Source organism: Sulfitobacter mediterraneus (assembly GCF_003054325.1).
In the GTDB taxonomy this organism is placed as follows: domain Bacteria; phylum Pseudomonadota; class Alphaproteobacteria; order Rhodobacterales; family Rhodobacteraceae; genus Sulfitobacter; species Sulfitobacter mediterraneus.
On sequence record NZ_QBKU01000011.1, the window covers coordinates 114,315 to 131,037 of the forward strand.

A 16,723-nucleotide genomic window follows, 5' to 3' on the forward strand; every position below is an offset into this window, starting at 1 on the left:
GCTGTCCGGCCCCGGCAAAGGGGCCGGATGCATTGGGTTTAATTGTTGCGCCCGATGGGGATGTTCATCTCTTCGGCGGTAATCTCGCGCACCAGATCAGGGATCGCCCACGCCACGTCATCATCCACCCGGATCTTGAAGTGGTACATGGATTGCAGCGCCTGATGGTCTTCGGGACGGAAGGTCATGGTGCCTTTGGGTGTTTCCCAGCTCATCCCCTCCATCGCGGTGATCAGGGCCTCGGTTTCCCATTCTTCGGCTGTTTCCAGCGCTTTGACCACGGCCAGTGCCGCCGCCATGCCACCTGCGGTGAAGAAATCAGGCGGGCCGTCGAAACGTTCCTGATGGGTGGTCACCAACCATTCATTCACCGGGTTCTTGGGCATCTCATAGTAATAGTAGATCGCGCCTTCCATGCCCGGTGCCCGTTTGTAGGTCGGCAAGACCGGCAAGATGTGGCCGCCTGTGGAAATCTCGATGCCATGGCGTTCTGGCTGCATGGCCAGGATTTTGCCCATCGGATCGCCGCCGCCCGCCACATAGATCAAGATAACCTTGCGGCCTTCCTTGTCTTTCAGCGCGTTGAACATGCGTTCCGTTGCGGCAGTGAAATCTGTGGTGCCTTGCGGGGTGTATTCTTCGGTCACGATGGTCGCGCCCGATCCGTCCAGCGCCGTCTTGAATGCGGCAATCCCGTCGCGGCCAAAGGCATAGTCTTCGGCCAAGGTCGCCACAAAGAGGTTTTCATCGGGTGCCAACGCCAAAGCCTGCGCCTGCATGTCCATCGATGAGTTCCGCGAGGTTTTGAACACATAGCGGTTGCTGTCTGGCCCGGTCAGGCTGTCGGCAACAGCGGGTTCAATGATCAAGATGCGCTCATATTCCTCCGCAATCGGCAGCAATCCCTTGGTTACACCAGAGGATGTCGCGCCAACCGCCAGCAAGACCTCATCATCACCATAAGCTTCGGCCAGCACGGCGCGGGCCACGTCCGGTTTGAACTGCGTGTCCTTGTGAATGATCTCTATCGGATGGCCTTTGACCATATTTGTGCCGCCAGTGGCATATTCGATGCCCAGCTCAAACCCGGTTTGAGCCTGCTTTGAGAACACCTCAAACGAGTGGCCCGAAATGCCATGCACCAGCGCGATCTTGACCGGATCTTCGGCTTGCGCCGTGGTCGCGATAGCCAGACCAAACAAGGCGGCCCCAAGCCGCCGTGTGAATAATTTCATTTTCTCTCTCCCTACAGTGACCCATCCCACGCGGGCATTGCGCCCATGTGATCGGTCCCTTACTTTCTGTAAGTAGAAATGTTTCAGGTCACGGGATTGGGCGCAATATTGTGGAAACACGTATAGACGACAGCTTTCGTGACGGGCAGTTTGCAGAGCTTGCCTACCTCTATGCGCCTGTGGGTCTTGTGGTCACGGAGAACCGCGTGATCCGCGATTGCAACCATGCGTTTGCGCAGATGTTTGGTTATGAAATCAAAGACTTGCGCGATCAGGTTTTTGCCGTGCTTTACCCCTCGGATGAAGAGTTTGCCAACATCCGTGATCGCGGTGTCAAAGAGTTGCAGACCACCAATCACTATTGGGACGAACGGATCATGGCCCGCAAGGATGGCAGTCTGTTCTGGTGCCGGGTGCGCGGACATTCCTTTACCCCGGACGCGCCCTTGGGCCGCGCGGTGTGGAGTTTTGCGGATCTGTCCGAGGTGCGCCCCTACAAACCACTGACCCGCCGCGAACGCGAGATCGTGTCTTTTCTGGCGCTGGGGCTGACCAGCAAAGAGATCGCGCTGAAACTCGATATTTCCTACAGAACGGTGGAGATCTACCGCGCCAAGCTGCTCAAGAAATTCGGCGTCGCCAACACCAGCAGCCTGCTGCAATCGCTGGGTGAGGTGGATTCTGTTCACGTGGTCGGGCGCTAGGCACAGCTGGCCACTTGGCCTAGGCTCACCTCATTGTCTCATGCCGTGATACCCGCGTGAGAAACAACAGTTTTTGAGGATTACATTATGACCGAACCGAATGGCCCCTTTGAAGGGGGATGCGCCTGCGGGCATGTCCGTTATGAAATCAGCAGCACCCCCATGATCGTGCATGGTTGCCACTGCCGCTGGTGCCAGCGCGAAAGTGGTGGCGCCTTTGCGGTGAATGCATTGATCGAAGCGGACCGCGTGACCGTCACCAAGGGTGATGTCGCCGAAATTTTGGTACCCTCGCAAAGCGGCATCGGACAGTTGTTTTCAAAGTGTCCTCAGTGTCAGGTCACGCTTTGGACCAAGTATCTGGCAATGCGCGGCGGCTTGGGGCAATTGGTTCGGTTCATTCGGGTTGGCACGCTTGATAACCCCGACGCCTTTCCGCCCGATGTCCATATTTTCACCTCGACAAAACAGCCTTGGGTGGTGTTGCCGCAGGATGCACCTGCCTTTGAGGAATATTTCGTTATCAAAGATGTATGGTCCCCCGAAAGCCTTGTTCGTCGGGCAGTGTTGCACGAGATTGCAGGCACCCCAGCCCCCTAGTTTACGCTTCCCCAGCTGCCTATCCTGCGGTTAGGCTTGCGCCGGACACTGCAGGAAAGGCATGCCATGACGCCAGCAGAACTGCGCCAATTGCGGCACCACTTTCACCGCAATCCCGAACTGGGGTTCGAAGAAGACCAAACCAAGGACAAAGTGGCCGAGATTTTGACGGATCTCGGAATCGAGGTGCATCGCGGCGCGGGCATTATTGGCATCCTGAAACGCGGCACCGGCAATCGCGCCATCGCCCTGCGGGCCGATATGGATGCCCTGCCCATTCTTGAGACCAGCATGCATGACTACCCCTCGCAATCACCCGGAACGATGCATGCCTGCGGCCATGACGGCCATATGACGATGCTTTTGGGTGCGGCGGCGGAACTGGCCGTGACCGGTCATTTTGACGGAACAGTGGTGTTTATCTTTCAGCCCAATGAGGAACACGGGCTCGGCGCCAAGGCCATGATCAACGAAGGCGTGCTAGAACGGTTTCCGGTGCAGGAAGTCTACGCCATCCACAATCTGCCCGGTGCGCCGCTTGGGCAATTGTCCACCCGTCCGGGGTTGATCTGTTCCAGCGAAAGCCTGTTTGAAATCACTATCAACGGTCAGGGCGGTCATGCGTCGATGCCGCAAGCGGGCCGTGACAGTATCACCATCGGATCAGAGATCGTGCTGGCGCTGCAAACCATCGTCTCGCGCAAATTGGCACCCGGCGCCGGTGTCGTGGTTTCGGTGACCGAGTTTCTGACCGATGGCCAACGCAACGTGCTGCCCGGACCTGCGGTTCTAAAGGGGGACGTGCGGGCGCGGTCCGGCGAAGACAGAAAAGCCGTTGCATCCCTGATGGATCAGATCGCCAATGGCATCGGCGCGGCGCATGGGGTTGAGGTCGCGGTATCGTTCAACACCGAATTTATCGAAACGGTCAATGCGCCCGAACCAGTGGAGGCCGTTTTGAGTGCCGGGCAAACCCGCGGTCTGGAAGTGATTGGCGACCGTGAACCAATGAGCTTTTCCGAAGATTTTGCCCATTTCAGCGCCGCCATTCCGGGGTGCTTTTTGTTGTTGGGCAATGGAACTGAAGGCGCAAATGGCCGCCCGCTGCATGCCTCGGATTACGATTTCAACGACGATTTGTCGCACATTGGCGCGGCCTTTTGGACGCAACTTGTACAAGATCGCCTGCCCACCCAAACCTGAAAGGAAAGCAGATGTTCCAACGCAACCTTGAGACCTTTCGCACAAAGATGGCCGAGGCGGGCGTGGATGTGGCGCTGATCACTGATGATGACAGCGTGTATTACCTCACCGGTTATTACGACTATCTGCATATGGAATTTGGTAGGCCGACCATTTTGATCATCCCACGCGATGGGCCAAGTGTTCTGATCACTCCGATTATTGATTATGTGGCGGCGCAAAGTGCCGCGCAGGTCGATCGGATCGCCCCTTGGAACGATGGCGCCGGAGACGAATGGCGGGCAGAGCTTCCGGCCGTTTTGAAGGAGGGGCGCAAGATTGCGGTTGAAACCGCGCATATGCCGCCCTCTGTGCGCAAGTTTGTGGATGACATCACAGGTCCGCAAGAGGTTGTGGATGCCACTCCGATCCTGTCAGAAATGCGCATGATCAAATCCCCAGCGGAATTGCAGCTGGCCCGCCACGCAGGCCAAGTGGCCAATGCGATGATGCGCGCGGGGCGCGATGCCATTGGCGATGGTGTACCGGAATACGAGGTGGCCATTGCCACATCGCAGGCGGGCACAAGGGCAGCAGCGGAACTGCTGGCGGCGCATTATGACGATGCCGACATGTCACCCAACACCCATTTTCTACAGATCATGGCGTCGGGGGATCAGATCACCAAAACCCACCACCGCGCCTCGACCCGTGTGATGCGGCGGGGGGAGCCGGTGTTTCTGTGTTTTTGCGGGATGACCAATTTTCACCGCTTCAAGCTGGGCTTTGACCGGACCTTCTGGATTGGCGAAGTTGCAGATGAACGACAGCTTCCGATCTACGATGTTGCCGTGGCCAGCCAGCAGGCTGCCTTGAAGGTATTGCGCCCCGGCGTAACAGCACAAAGCGTGCATGCCGCCTATGCCGAGGTGATCCAGACAGCGGGATATGAGTATCCCTTCCGCTGCGGGCGGGCGACGGGGTTCAGCTATCTGGAACATCCGCAACTGGTGACGGGTGACACCACTGTCTTGCAACCGGGGATGGTTCTGGCCGTGGACGGGTCAGTGAACACCGATCATTTCCGGGCGCAGGTCGGCGACAGTTTCATCATCACCGAAGACGGGTATGAACAGATCACGGATCATTCCAAAGCGCTTGACGATGTGGTGTTGTAAGCCCCCTACCCGCGTTTGATCAGCAGTCGCGCGGAGACCCCGACGGCGGTGTCCTCAAACGACAATGTGCCTCCGTGCAAATGGGCGATAGTGGCCACGATGGTCAGGCCAAGGCCGTAGCCATCAATCGTCGCGGTATTCTCACCCCGTTGAAACGGGGCCAGCAAGGCCTCGATGTCCTTGGCGGAACTGTCTGATCCTTCGTCCTCAACGATGATCGTGGCGCTGCCTGCGTCTGCCTCAAGCGAAACGGTCGCACGCCGTCCGTATTTCAGCGCATTGTCGATCAGATTGGCCATCGCGCGTTGCAGGGCAATAGGCCGGCCGGTGACGGTGATCTGCCGGTCCCCCGCCATCACACTTTGGCCCTGCCGGGACATGAACACCGATCCGCCCCCCTGCATCACCACGTCTTGCGCCGCGCGGAAACTGACCGCGCGGCCCATGTCCTGATAATCCGTCACAACCGCATCAATCAGCGCATTGAGCGATAGCTTGCGCGGCTCTTCCACGTTCATCTCGGCGCGGGTGTAGGTCAGAACGCTTTCGATCATGCCTGTCATGCTGTCGATATCCGCGTCCAACTTACCGCGCAGGTCTGCATCGCCGATCAGCGCGGTGCGCAGGCGCAGGCGGGTGGCAGGGGTGCCTAGATCGTGACTGACCCCCGACAAGACTGCCGCACGATTGGCCAGATGCGCCCGTTCCGCCTCAAGATAGCTGTTCACCGCCGCGACGATATCCTGAAGCTCTTGCGGGCCGGGCAGATCATAGCTGGCTGGCCCGCCCACCCGGCGGCGGTCGCGCAACTGTGCAGCAAAACGGGCAAAATCGCTGGATTGATTGAGCGCGATGGTGATCAAAATGCCAAAAGCGACGATGGCAAAGAGAACCGCAGGCAGGCGCAGGTCAACGGGCGCCGCGTCGCAACCCCAGACCAGCGCACCGTCAATCCGCACCCATGGCGCTTGGCCCATCTGGGCCACCACCACAGGATCGCTGCAATAAGAAGCCAAAAGCCGCAGCACCGCCCCAGTGGTTTCCGCCGCAGTTTGCCCGTCGCGGTGCGGCAGTCCGGCCAAACGGTAGGTCAGATCGGGCGACAGGATCGCCAAAGTCAGTGGCTTGCTGGTTGTGCGGTTCAGGGCATCTGCAAGGATCGGCACATTGGTGATCCGCGCTCCATTGGGTGCACCACTGATCTGGTGAAAGGCTCCGGCCTCTGCGTGGGTTTGATCCACCGCTGACAAGGGCGTGACGCGGACACCTTCGGGCGGCGCGGTGCCGTTTTGCATCGCATAATAAAGGGTTGTGCCCGCCAGTTGCGCCTGCGCCAGATGGGATTTCCAGTTTTGGGTCGATTGCATCCACAGGCCAACCGCGACCGCCGCCGCCACAAAGGCCGCCAGCACCAAGGCGCTGACGATCGCGCGGAGGCTGTGCAGGGCTTTCACTGGTCCTGCACCGTGACGTCTGCGGAAAAGACATAGCCGACCCCGCGTTCGGTGCGCAGGATTTGCGGATCTTTGGGGTTTTTCTCAATCTTGGAACGCAGCCGCCCGACCAGCACATCAATGGCACGGCCCGTTGCATCCGCTGTTTGTCCGGTATCGCCCGTCACATCCAGCGCGGCGGCGATTTCCTCTCGGGTGAGGGGGATATGTGGATTGGCCACCAGCGTTTGCAACAAAGCCAACTCGCGCCGGGACAGGGTGACCTGAATGCCCGCGGGCGACAGGACCTCACCGCGTTTGGCGTTGTAGACCCAGCCGTGAAATTCAAATGTCTTGGTGTTGCGCCGATGAACCAGCGACGAAGACCGCCGCGCCCGCGACAGGACCGCCTTGACCCGCGCCAGCAACAGATCGGGGTTGAAGGGTTTGGCAATGTAATCATCCGCGCCAACCTCATAGCCTTCCATGCGCTGATGATCGGCAGACAGGGCCGAGACCATGATGATCGGCACATCCTGTTCACTGCGCAGCCGCGCACAGATCTCAAGTCCGTTTTCATCGCCCAGCATCACGTCGAGCAAGATCAGATCCACCCGCCCGCCATCCAGATGTTTGCGCACGTCCGCCTCTGTCCCCGCAGGCAGGGCCATCGCACCGTTCTGGCGCAGGAATTGCGTCACCATCTGGCGCACGTCCTGGTCGTCATCAACCACAAGAATCCGGGGGATTGTCACCTGGGTCTCTCCTTTGGGGCGGGCCGTTCTGGCCGCCGGTGATGCAATTCATGTAACACAATGCAACAAAATCGAGGGCTATGTAACAACCGGTAACGGCGCTGCTGTTTAATTGCCATTTCCGGGCCCGGCGCCGCTATAAGTGGATTGCATGGCGGGCGGCCCATCCCACAGACTTGCGCCATCATGACCGCTTTTGCGGATAATTCTGGGAGGAAACACACATGAAATCCTATGCTTTGAGCATTGCCTGCGGTGTCGCACTGGGCACATCCGGCGCGGCCTTTGCCGAACCGCAAGCCGAAGTGCTGCATTACTGGACATCCGGCGGCGAGGCCAAATCCGTCGCCGTGTTGCAAGAAGAGTTTGCCGCAAATGGTGGCACCTGGACGGACATGCCAGTGGCAGGCGGCGGCGGTGATGCCGCAATGACCGCGCTTCGGGCGCGGGTTCTGTCGGGCAATGCGCCCACCGCTGTTCAATTGAAGGGCCCCGCCATTCAGGAATGGTACGAAGAAGGCGTGCTGGCCGATATCTCAGCCGTCGCCGAGGCCAACAATTGGGAGGCCGTTCTGCCAGCCTCTATTGCGGGCCACATGAAATGCGAGGGCAGCTGGTGTGCGGCGCCGGTGAATGTTCACCGCGTGGATTGGATCTGGGCCAACGCCAACGTGCTTGAGGCCAACGGCATCGAAATGCCAACCAGCTGGGAGGCGTTCAACGCCGCCGCAGACAAGTTGCAAGCGGCAGGTATCATTCCATTGGCACATGGTGGTCAGGCCTGGCAGGACGCCACGGTTTTTGAAGCGGTCGCGCTTGGCATTCTGGGCGCCGAAGGTTTCCACAAGGCTTTTGTGGAACTGGACAAAGACACGCTGACCTCTGACGCGATGGTCGCCACCTTTGACCAGATGCGCAAAATGCGCGGTTATGTTGATCCGAACTTCTCGGGCCGCGACTGGAACCTGGCCACCGCCATGGTGATGAACGGCGAGGCGGCGTTTCAGATCATGGGCGACTGGGCCAAGGGCGAATTTATGGCAGCGGGTAAAGCGCCCGGCGAGGACTTCCTCTGCGCCTCGACCCCCGGCGATGGGTTCCTCTACAACGTTGACAGCTTTGCCATGTTCGAAGTGGGCGGTGCAGACAAGCAGGCCGGTCAGGCCCTGCTGGCTGAGTTGGTTGTCGGCAAAAACTTCCAAAAGGTGTTCAACCTGAACAAGGGCTCGATCCCTGCACGCACCGACGTACCGCTCGACGAATTTGACAGCTGCGCGGTTCTGTCTGCGGCAGATATGGCGGCCAGCTCTGACAACGGATCACTGTTGCCCAGCTATGCGCACGGCATGGCCCTGCGCGGCGCACAGGCCGGTGCCATTACCGATGTTGTGACGGCGCATTTCAACTCTGACATGTCCTCTGCGGATGCGGTTCAGATGTTGGCAGACGCTGTCGCAAACAGCATGTAAGCCACGCTGCCGCCCCGCCAATTGGCCGGGGCGGCAGATTTTCCGGGGGGATAAAGTTCATGACAAAATGGCTTGAAGAAAACACACCCAAACTGGTGCTGGCGCCCTCTTTCATTGCCATCCTTGTGTTCGTCTACGGCTTTATCGCCTGGACAGCATGGGTTTCGATGACGCGCTCGCGGCTGTTGCCCAAATACGAGATCGAAGGGTTTATCCAGTATGACCGGCTGTTTGCATCGCCGCGCTGGGACACGGCCTTTGGCAATCTGTTTATATTTGGCACCCTGTTCATCGTGATCGCAATGATCCTTGGTTTGGTGCTTGCGATCTTGCTGGATCAGAACATCCGTACCGAAGGCGCGATCCGTACGATTTACCTATATCCAATGGCGCTTTCGATGATTGTCACCGGCACCGCATGGAAATGGATTTTGAATCCCGGTCTGGGTCTTCAGGCCATGGTGCGGGGTTGGGGGTTTGAGGACTTTACCTTTGACTGGTTGGTTGATCCAGATATGGCGATTTACACGATTGTGCTGGCCGCGATCTGGCAAAGCTCGGGCTTTGTGATGGCGCTGTTCCTCGCGGGTCTGCGGTCCGTGGACGAAGAGATCATTAAGGCCGCGCAGGTCGATGGCATCCCCACGTGGCGTGTCTATACCGCGATCATCATTCCATCGATGGCGCCGATTTTCCTCTCAGCGTTTATCGTGCTGTCGCACCTTGCAATCAAAAGCTTTGATCTGGTTATCGCGCTCACTGGCGGCGGCCCCGGCTATGCCACCGATCTGCCCGCAACCTACATGTACGCCATGGCGTTTTCGCGCGGCGATATCGGTCAGGCGGCCAGTTCTGCGATGATCATGATGCTGGTCGTGTTTGCGATTGTGGTGCCCTACCTTTATTCCGAATTGAGGTCCAAAGATGGCTGATCTGTCTGTCTCCGCTGCCTCCCCTGCGGGGCAAAGCCAAACCGGCAAAATTGCCCTGCGCTGGTCGCTTTATACGCTGCTGTGCCTGTTTGCGCTGTTTTACCTGCTGCCGCTTTTTGTGATGATCACCACCTCACTGAAAAGCCTTGATGAAATTCGCACAGGGGATCTGATTTCCCTGCCCCGCGAGGTCACGTTCGACGCCTGGCGCACCGCGTGGTCTGGTGCCTGCACCGGTATCCAATGCGAAGGGGTGCGGCCCTATTTCTGGAACTCCGTCCTGATCGCCATTCCCGGCGTGGCCATTTCAACCCTGTTGGGTGCGATGAACGGCTATGTCGTGGCGCAATGGCGGTTTCGCGGGGCCAATATCATCTTTTCGCTGATGCTGTTTGGCTGCTTCATCCCGTTTCAGGTGGTTCTGCTGCCGATGGCGCGGGTGCTTGGGATGATGGGCATTGCCGGTACCATTCCGGGCTTGATCTTTGTGCATGTGATTTATGGCCTGGGCTTTACCACCTTGTTTTTCCGAAACTATTACGTCTCGATCCCGGCGGATCTGACCAAAGCCGCGAAAGTGGACGGCGCGGGTTTCTTTCGCATCTTCTGGTCGATCTTCCTGCCGCTCTCGCTGCCGATCATCGTTGTCACCGTGATCTGGCAGTTCACCCAGATCTGGAATGATTTCCTGTTTGGTGTGTCCTTCAGTCAGGCCGGAACCCAGCCTGTGACGGTCGCGCTGAACAACATCGTCAACTCCACCACCGGCGTCAAAGAATACAACGTTGATATGGCCGCCGCGATCATCGCTGCGCTGCCGACCCTGCTTGTCTATGTCGTTGCCGGCAAATATTTCGTCCGCGGCCTGACCGCCGGATCCGTGAAAGGATAATCCCAATGGCAAACATCCTGAAAATCGAACATCTGTTCAAGAACTACGGGTCTGTCGAGATCCTCAAAGACATCAATGTGGAGATTGAGCAGGGCGATTTCCTTGTTCTGGTCGGCCCGTCCGGCTGTGGCAAATCCACCTTGCTCAATTGCATCGCAGGGCTTGAGCCGATCACCGGCGGATCGCTGCACATTGGCGGGCAGGACATGACTGCCGTCAGCCCCAAAGACCGTGACATTGCGATGGTGTTTCAGTCTTACGCGCTCTACCCCACGATGACGGTTGCCAAGAACATCACCTTTGGCATGAAAGTGCGCGGCGTGGATCAAGCGACGCAGGACAAAAAGCTGGCCCATGTGGCGCAGCAATTGCAGATCGAGAACCTCCTCAAACGCAAGCCCGGCCAGCTTTCGGGTGGCCAACGACAGCGGGTCGCCATGGGCCGCGCCTTGGTCCGTGATCCCAAGCTGTTCTTGTTTGATGAGCCGCTTTCGAACCTCGACGCCAAACTGCGCGTCGAGATGCGCACAGAGATCAAGCAACTGCACCAACGGCTTGGGGCCTCCATGGTTTATGTGACCCACGACCAGATCGAAGCGATGACGCTGGCCACCAAAATCGTGGTGATGAAAGGCGGCGTGATCCAGCAGATCGGCACCCCGGCAGAGATCTACAATCGCCCCGCCAACCTTTTTGTCGCGGATTTTATGGGCAGCCCAGCGATGAACCTGATCCCGGCCAAGGCCCGCGCCAATGGCAGCGGCACGGACATCCAGATCGCGCAGGATCGCGGCGATCCGATCGTGTTGACCGACACCAAGAACCGCGATCTGCCCGAGGATGTCATCCTTGGCGTGCGCCCCGAAGACATTGGCGATGCAGCGATGCGGTCGGGCGCGCATATGCAGGAGGCCGAGTGCCTGATTGATATTGTGGAACCGGCGGGCGCAGACACCTATGCCGTGATGCAGCTTGGCGGCAAACATGTGACCGCACGGTTGCATTCGGAAACCAACGCCGCCCCCGGCAATGCCCAGCGCCTGGCCTTTGACCTTGGCAAAGTGTCATATTTCGCGCCGGACACCGGCCTGAGGCTGAATTGATGTGCAAGATGGAGGGCGGGCGGTGGCCCGCCTAACAGCCCGTGCCTTGGCGCTCTAGCAAGGCCACAATTTCAGAGCAGTTTTTGATCTGCCCGCCGCAACAATCGGCAATCAGGAACTGCACAAGCGCATTCACACTGGCCAGATTGGCCGAATAATGGATCTCGCGCTGATGCCGGGTCGCGGCCAAGACCCCTGCCCGCTTGAGAATCGACAGATGCCCCGACAGCGTTGATGGCTTTGTCCCCAATTGCCGCGAGATTTCCAGCGCGGGCAAGCCCTTCGGCCCAACCCTGACCAAAAGGCGGAACGCCTCAAGCCGCGTCGGCTGCGCGAGGGCGGCAAAGGCTTCGATGGCGGTGTCTTGCTCCATAATTCGGTAATGCCCGAAATATCGAAGCTTGACAAGGCGGAATGGCTGACCTAGCCCAGAGTCACTTCGGCGTTTGCCGAATTGACTAGGCAAAGGTATGTAGATGGCAGGAACTTCGATCACCTCCGAAGTGGACTTTGATGCACCCGGAAAGCACTTCGGCTTTCTACGCGTTCCCTATTCCGTGCATCGGTCGGCGTATGGCTGGCTCCCTGTTCCTATCGTGTCCATAAACAATGGTGACGGGCCAACGCTGGTGATCATGGCGGGCAATCATGGCGATGAATACGAAGGCCAGATCGCTGTGTCCAATCTGGCCCGCGACCTTGAGGCCGACGAAATCAAGGGACGGTTGATCTTGCTGCCGATGGTTAACGCCCCTGCGGCCGAGGCTGGTTTGCGGACCTCTCCGATTGATCAAGGAAACCTCAACCGTTCCTTCCCCGGCAATGCCAGTGGCAGCCCTACCGAAATGATCGCGCATTACGTCGAAGAGGTCATATTGCCGATGGCAGATTACGCCGTCGATCTGCATTCAGGAGGCAGTTCCCTGTTCTACCCACCGACCGTGTTTCGCGGTCAAGGAAATACCCCCGAAGAAACCAAGGCATTGATCTGTATGCAAAATGCTTTCGATCTTCCCTATGCGTGGGTCTTTACCAGCGGCGGCGGCCGAGGCAGCACTGCCCGTACCGCCATGGGTGCGGCCAACCGCAAAGGTGTGATCAACATCATGGCCGAATTGGGCGGCGGTGGCGCGGTAACGCCCGACATCTTGCGCCAAACCGAACGGGGATTGCGCCGCATTTTGCATGCGCTTGGCATGATGCCTGATTATCAGCCCGATGCCGCAGCAGGCACCCGCGAGCTGAATGTGCAGGGGTCGGTCTACACCTATGCAGCAGGTCAATTTGAGCCATTAAAGACCATCGGCGATGATGTTGCGCCCGGCGAGTTGGTCGGCCTAATTCATCATCCAGATACACCTCTGGCCGAGCCAGACCAAATCACGTCCCCCTATGGCGGTATGGTCCTTTGCATGCGCACAATGGCACAGGTTGTACGCGGCGATGCCGTGTTTCAAATCGCATCGGACGCTGCACCTCGCGGGGATCAAGAGTGACCCAACACCCCGTTACTTTGGACACGGTGCGCACCGCACAGAACGCTCTAGCCGATGTTGTTGTGCGTACGCCGATCCTTGAGAACGCTGACGTTAACGCCATGCTCGGTGGTCGGCTGCTATTAAAGGCCGAGAATTTTCAGCGCACCGGTGCCTTTAAAATCCGGGGGGCCTTTTACCGGATCTCCAATCTCACTGCCAAGGAACGGGCACGCGGCACCGTCAGTTATTCGTCAGGCAACCATGCGCTTGGACTTGCGCGAGCAGCGCAAATGCTGGGCTCGTCCGCGATCCTTGTAATGCCCGCCGACGTGCCTGCCGCAAAAATGGCCGCCACCCGCGCCTTGGGAGCCGAGATTGTGACGTTTGAGCGGGACAGCGAAAACAGCGCTGAGGTGGTAGAACGCATAGCCTCACAAACAGGCCGCATCGAGGTTCCGCCAAGTGCCCATCCGCAGGTATTGGCTGGCGCGGGAACTGCGGCGCTTGAATTGGTTCAAGACGCAGGACCGCTGGACCAAGTTTTGGTGCCCTGCGGCGGCGGCGGCCTGACGGCGGCCACTGCGGCAGTGCTGGCTGAGGCATCGCCCGCCACCGAAGTTTTTTCTGCAGAACCTGAACTTTTTGATGACACGCGCCGGTCACTGCAAGCGGGCCAGCGTATCGGAAACCCGGCGGGCCAGCGCACGATCTGCGACGCGATCATGACGCCCATTCCCAATGACGTAACTTTCCCGATCAACCTTGACCTGCTGGCGGGGGGCGTGACCGCAACGGATGCCGAAGTACGCGCCGCAATGCGCTTTGCTTTTGATCATTTCAAGATCGTCACCGAACCTGGCGCGGTTGTTGGCCTTGCTGCAATCCTGAACGGACAAATCGACATCAAGGGTCGCACAATTGCAACCGTCATCACCGGCGGGAATATAGACACGTCGCGGTTCGCGGCACTCACTGGAGACACATTATGACACTCGAACGCCGGCTAATGGCAGAATGGTTGGGCACGTTTTCGCTTTTGGCGACGGTCATTGGATCGGGCATCATGGCGGAGCGGCTGGCAGACGGGAACATCGCCATTGCGCTATTGGGAAATACCATCCCTACCGGGGCCATACTGGTGGTGTTGATTACCATTTTCGGCCCAATCTCTGGTGCGCATTTCAACCCCGCAGTGACGCTCAGCTTCGCGATGCGCCGGGAAATCGCCAAGCGGGAGGCCGCGCTTTATGTGCTGGCGCAGGTCTTTGGCGGCATCATTGGGGTGCTTGCTGCACATGTGATGTTTGAACATCCACTGATTGATCCCTCCGCCACAGTGCGCAGTGGCATTGGCCAATGGGCGGGCGAATTTGTGGCCACCTTTGGCTTGGTCGGCACCATTCTTGCCTGTATCAAAGCCCGGCCTACGGCGGTTCCGATGGCCGTGGGTCTATATATCACGGCGGCCTATTGGTTTACCTCCTCCACCTCCTTTGCCAATCCAGCGGTGACCATTGCACGCGGGTTTTCCGATACATTTGCCGGGATTGCCCCTGTGGATGTGGCGGCGTTCATCGCGGTGCAGCTGGTCGCGGCGGTCCTGGCGACCCTGTTTTTCGGCTGGCTGTTGGACACAAGCGACGATGGTTGAAGAACCGTTCGACTTTGATGAGGTGATCAATCGGCGTGCAGTGCCTGCGCTCAAGGTTCATCCAATGGTCCTTGGCGCCGATGGGATGGATCTGTTTGCGGCTGGCGTGGCGGACATGGACTTTCGCGCCCCGAGACCGGTGCTGGAGGCCATCGCAGCGCGCGCGGCCCACGGAGTGTTTGGCTATGAAACGGTACCGAGCGAATTGCTACCTGCGCTGTTGGGATGGCTGCGGAACCGGCATGATTGGGCGGTAGAAACAGATCACATTCTGCGTGCGCCCAACGTTCTGAACGCGCTTGCGATGGCGGCGAACCTTTTCACCGATCCGGGGGACGGGATCATCATCCAGCCGCCGGTCTTCTTTGATTTTGAAGACATCATCGCAGAGAACGACCGCCGGCTGGTGGTCAATCCGCTGGTGCTGTCCAATGGCCGTTACGAAATGGATTTTGCAAACTTTGAGGCTAGAGCGGCAAAACCCGACGTAAAAATGATGTTCCTGTGCAATCCGCACAACCCTGTCGGGCGGGTCTGGACAAAGGCCGAGCTGGCGCGGTTGGGTGCGATCTGCCGCAAACATGGCGTTGTGGTGGTCAGCGATGAAATCCACGGCGATATCACATTCTCCGGTCATCGCTACACGCCCTTTGCCTCGGTCTCCGAGGCAGACGCATTGAACAGCCTCACCTGCCTGTCCCCGGCAAAAAGTTTTAACATCGCTGCTTGCTGCTCTGCGTTCACCGTGGTGCCGGACGCGGCCCGCCGCGCTGCGTTCAAGGCCGAGAACAGCCGCCTAACGGTCAATAAAAACAACGCCTTCGCCAGCGCCGCAATGCAGGCAGCGTATCTTGAGGGTGGTCCGTGGCTGGATGCGGTGAATGCCTATATCGAGGGCAATCTGGCGTTGGTTCGGGACCGCCTTGCAGATAGTCCTGAGGTCACTCTGATCGAACCAGAGGGCACGTTCCTGCTTTGGCTCGATTTCAACGGACTGGGGTTCGATCCCGCGCATCTCACCGAATTTCTGCGCAGCAAGGCCGGCTGGGCCATCACCCGCGGCCTTGCCTTTGGCCCCTCTGGCGCTGGCTTTGGCCGGCTCAATATTGCCTGCCCGCGGACGCATCTGGACCGCGCCATGGACAGCCTGATCACTGCTCTCAAAACCCATCGAAAGACAACACCATGACCGATACACCAAACATCGAAAACGACCACTTTCGCGACATCGACTCCGACCGGTTGTTTGCCAATGATGCCTCCGCCCATGCGCCACGCATCCTGTTGCTTTATGGCTCCTTGCGGGACCGGTCCTTCAGCCGCCTTATGACCGAAGAGGCCGCCCGCGTTTTGACGCGGTTTGGCGCTGAGACAAAAACCTTTAATCCCAGCGGCTTGCCCCTGCCCGATGACGCCGAGGCCGATCATCCCAAAGTACAGGAATTGCGTGATCTGGTCAGCTGGAGCGAGGGCATGGTGTGGTGTTCCCCCGAACGGCACGGCGCCATGACAGGGATTATGAAAGCGCAGATCGACTGGATCCCGCTTTCGCTGGGCGCGGTCCGGCCCACGCAGGGCAAAACGCTGGCCCTGATGCAGGTCAATGGCGGCTCGCAAAGTTTCAACGCCGTCAATCAGTTGCGGATCCTTGGCCGTTGGATGCGGCTTTTGACCATCCCCAATCAATCCTCAACGCCCAAAGCGTTTCTGGAATTTGATGACAATGACCGGATGATGCCCTCGCCGAACTACGACCGGATGGTCGATGTGATGGAAGAGCTGGTGAAATTCACCCTGCTAACGCGAGGGCGCAAAGATTACCTGGTCGAACGTTATAGCGAGCGCAAGGAGACCGGCGAAGCCCTGATCAAACGGGTCAATCAACGCGCAGGTTGATCTGGCAGATCGGGCAAGGCGAAATTTAGCACCAGATGCTCTCATTGCTCATGCGGGGCAACTGCCGCTTGCAGATGTTGTAAAAAGCTTCGGCATCTTCCTTCGGAAGAGCTTTTGGTGCGGGCGGTGGGACTCGAACCCACACGGGGCTACGCCCCAACAGATTTTAAGTCTGGTATGTCTACCATTCCATCACGCCCGCGCCGGGTGATGGG

General features: G+C 58.6%; 17 protein-coding genes and 1 tRNA gene. 13 read left to right on the top strand and 5 right to left on the bottom strand.

What is annotated here, in order from left to right; translation table 11 throughout:
- Positions 1 to 38 precede the first annotated feature (38 nt).
- The gene (locus C8N31_RS16720) at positions 39 to 1,235 is read right to left on the bottom strand and encodes a substrate-binding domain-containing protein (RefSeq protein ID WP_025046715.1); all 1,197 of its coding nucleotides are present in this window, start codon (positions 1,233 to 1,235) and stop codon (positions 39 to 41) included.
- Between the two features lie 107 nt (positions 1,236 to 1,342).
- On the opposite strand from C8N31_RS16720, the gene C8N31_RS16725 reads away from it, so the two are divergent.
- The 4 genes from C8N31_RS16725 (at position 1,343) to C8N31_RS16740 (ending at position 4,899) form a co-directional block, all read left to right on the top strand.
- Positions 1,343 to 1,939 carry a LuxR C-terminal-related transcriptional regulator gene (locus tag C8N31_RS16725; protein ID WP_372439868.1) on the top strand — a complete coding sequence of 199 codons (597 nt, stop codon included), beginning with the start codon at positions 1,343 to 1,345 and terminating at the stop codon, positions 1,937 to 1,939.
- A gap of 87 nt (positions 1,940 to 2,026) precedes the next feature.
- Positions 2,027 to 2,539, top strand: a complete 513-nt coding sequence (locus C8N31_RS16730; protein ID WP_037917598.1) for a GFA family protein — start codon at positions 2,027 to 2,029, stop codon at positions 2,537 to 2,539.
- Positions 2,540 to 2,605: 66 nt separating this feature from the next.
- Positions 2,606 to 3,742: an amidohydrolase gene (locus tag C8N31_RS16735; protein ID WP_025046712.1), complete on the top strand. Its 1,137-nt coding sequence runs from the start codon at positions 2,606 to 2,608 to the stop codon at positions 3,740 to 3,742.
- An 11-nt stretch (positions 3,743 to 3,753) separates the two neighbouring features.
- Positions 3,754 to 4,899 (top strand): M24 family metallopeptidase, encoded by a 1,146-nt coding sequence (locus tag C8N31_RS16740; protein WP_025046711.1) that lies wholly within the window; start codon positions 3,754 to 3,756, stop codon positions 4,897 to 4,899.
- A gap of 5 nt (positions 4,900 to 4,904) precedes the next feature.
- Here C8N31_RS16740 and C8N31_RS16745 read toward each other — a convergent pair whose 3' ends face one another.
- Both C8N31_RS16745 and C8N31_RS16750 read right to left on the bottom strand, forming a co-directional pair.
- Positions 4,905 to 6,353, bottom strand: coding sequence for a sensor histidine kinase (locus C8N31_RS16745; RefSeq protein ID WP_025046710.1), 1,449 nt, complete (start codon positions 6,351 to 6,353; stop codon positions 4,905 to 4,907).
- Positions 6,350 to 7,087 (bottom strand): response regulator transcription factor, encoded by a 738-nt coding sequence (locus tag C8N31_RS16750; RefSeq protein ID WP_025046709.1) that lies wholly within the window; start codon positions 7,085 to 7,087, stop codon positions 6,350 to 6,352. Before C8N31_RS16750 ends, C8N31_RS16745 begins: the two co-directional genes overlap by 4 nt.
- Before the next feature lie 224 nt (positions 7,088 to 7,311).
- Between C8N31_RS16750 and C8N31_RS16755 the strand changes: the two genes are divergently transcribed.
- The 4 genes from C8N31_RS16755 to C8N31_RS16770 are packed head-to-tail and all read left to right on the top strand — an operon-like array spanning position 7,312 to position 11,483.
- A complete protein-coding gene (locus C8N31_RS16755) occupies positions 7,312 to 8,556 on the top strand; it encodes an ABC transporter substrate-binding protein (protein WP_025046708.1) in 1,245 nt (414 codons plus the stop codon).
- Between the two features lie 59 nt (positions 8,557 to 8,615).
- Positions 8,616 to 9,488: a carbohydrate ABC transporter permease gene (locus tag C8N31_RS16760; RefSeq protein WP_025046707.1), complete on the top strand. Its 873-nt coding sequence runs from the start codon at positions 8,616 to 8,618 to the stop codon at positions 9,486 to 9,488.
- Complete coding sequence (locus tag C8N31_RS16765; protein WP_025046706.1) at positions 9,481 to 10,380, top strand: carbohydrate ABC transporter permease; 900 nt, start codon at positions 9,481 to 9,483, stop codon at positions 10,378 to 10,380. Before C8N31_RS16760 ends, C8N31_RS16765 begins: the two co-directional genes overlap by 8 nt.
- A 5-nt stretch (positions 10,381 to 10,385) precedes the next feature.
- Positions 10,386 to 11,483, top strand: a complete 1,098-nt coding sequence (locus tag C8N31_RS16770; RefSeq protein WP_025046705.1) for an ABC transporter ATP-binding protein — start codon at positions 10,386 to 10,388, stop codon at positions 11,481 to 11,483.
- A gap of 31 nt (positions 11,484 to 11,514) precedes the next feature.
- Here the strand turns inward: C8N31_RS16770 and C8N31_RS16775 are convergent, their stop codons facing one another.
- The gene (locus tag C8N31_RS16775) at positions 11,515 to 11,856 is read right to left on the bottom strand and encodes an ArsR/SmtB family transcription factor (RefSeq protein WP_025046704.1); all 342 of its coding nucleotides are present in this window, start codon (positions 11,854 to 11,856) and stop codon (positions 11,515 to 11,517) included.
- Positions 11,857 to 11,959: 103 nt separating this feature from the next.
- On the opposite strand from C8N31_RS16775, the gene C8N31_RS16780 reads away from it, so the two are divergent.
- Genes C8N31_RS16780 through arsH form a run of 5 tightly spaced genes read left to right on the top strand, consistent with a single transcriptional unit; the run spans position 11,960 to position 16,508 of the window.
- Positions 11,960 to 12,979 carry a succinylglutamate desuccinylase/aspartoacylase family protein gene (locus tag C8N31_RS16780; RefSeq protein ID WP_025046703.1) on the top strand — a complete coding sequence of 340 codons (1,020 nt, stop codon included), beginning with the start codon at positions 11,960 to 11,962 and terminating at the stop codon, positions 12,977 to 12,979.
- Positions 12,976 to 13,950: a threonine ammonia-lyase gene (locus C8N31_RS16785; protein ID WP_025046702.1), complete on the top strand. Its 975-nt coding sequence runs from the start codon at positions 12,976 to 12,978 to the stop codon at positions 13,948 to 13,950. The genes C8N31_RS16780 and C8N31_RS16785 overlap by 4 nt, the downstream gene beginning before the upstream one ends.
- Complete coding sequence (locus C8N31_RS16790) at positions 13,947 to 14,612, top strand: aquaporin (protein WP_025046701.1); 666 nt, start codon at positions 13,947 to 13,949, stop codon at positions 14,610 to 14,612. The genes C8N31_RS16785 and C8N31_RS16790 overlap by 4 nt, the downstream gene beginning before the upstream one ends.
- Positions 14,605 to 15,801: a MalY/PatB family protein gene (locus C8N31_RS16795; RefSeq protein ID WP_025046700.1), complete on the top strand. Its 1,197-nt coding sequence runs from the start codon at positions 14,605 to 14,607 to the stop codon at positions 15,799 to 15,801. The genes C8N31_RS16790 and C8N31_RS16795 overlap by 8 nt, the downstream gene beginning before the upstream one ends.
- Positions 15,798 to 16,508, top strand: a complete 711-nt coding sequence (gene arsH / locus C8N31_RS16800; RefSeq protein WP_025046699.1) for an arsenical resistance protein ArsH — start codon at positions 15,798 to 15,800, stop codon at positions 16,506 to 16,508. The genes C8N31_RS16795 and arsH overlap by 4 nt, the downstream gene beginning before the upstream one ends.
- Positions 16,509 to 16,623: 115 nt before the next feature.
- On the opposite strand, the gene C8N31_RS16805 is transcribed toward arsH, so the two are convergent.
- Positions 16,624 to 16,710: transfer RNA gene (locus tag C8N31_RS16805), tRNA-Leu, on the bottom strand.
- Between the last annotated feature and the right edge of the window lie 13 nt (positions 16,711 to 16,723).

Coding starts and splice junctions, on each gene's coding strand:
- C8N31_RS16720 (WP_025046715.1), bottom strand. CDS start 1,235: ATGAAATTATTCACACGGCGGCTTGGGGCCGCCTTGTTTGGTCTGGCT.
- C8N31_RS16730 (WP_037917598.1), top strand. CDS start 2,027: ATGACCGAACCGAATGGCCCCTTTGAAGGGGGATGCGCCTGCGGGCAT.
- C8N31_RS16735 (WP_025046712.1), top strand. CDS start 2,606: ATGACGCCAGCAGAACTGCGCCAATTGCGGCACCACTTTCACCGCAAT.
- C8N31_RS16740 (WP_025046711.1), top strand. CDS start 3,754: ATGTTCCAACGCAACCTTGAGACCTTTCGCACAAAGATGGCCGAGGCG.
- C8N31_RS16755 (WP_025046708.1), top strand. CDS start 7,312: ATGAAATCCTATGCTTTGAGCATTGCCTGCGGTGTCGCACTGGGCACA.
- C8N31_RS16760 (WP_025046707.1), top strand. CDS start 8,616: ATGACAAAATGGCTTGAAGAAAACACACCCAAACTGGTGCTGGCGCCC.
- C8N31_RS16765 (WP_025046706.1), top strand. CDS start 9,481: ATGGCTGATCTGTCTGTCTCCGCTGCCTCCCCTGCGGGGCAAAGCCAA.
- C8N31_RS16770 (WP_025046705.1), top strand. CDS start 10,386: ATGGCAAACATCCTGAAAATCGAACATCTGTTCAAGAACTACGGGTCT.
- C8N31_RS16775 (WP_025046704.1), bottom strand. CDS start 11,856: ATGGAGCAAGACACCGCCATCGAAGCCTTTGCCGCCCTCGCGCAGCCG.
- C8N31_RS16780 (WP_025046703.1), top strand. CDS start 11,960: ATGGCAGGAACTTCGATCACCTCCGAAGTGGACTTTGATGCACCCGGA.
- C8N31_RS16790 (WP_025046701.1), top strand. CDS start 13,947: ATGACACTCGAACGCCGGCTAATGGCAGAATGGTTGGGCACGTTTTCG.
- C8N31_RS16795 (WP_025046700.1), top strand. CDS start 14,605: ATGGTTGAAGAACCGTTCGACTTTGATGAGGTGATCAATCGGCGTGCA.
- arsH (WP_025046699.1), top strand. CDS start 15,798: ATGACCGATACACCAAACATCGAAAACGACCACTTTCGCGACATCGAC.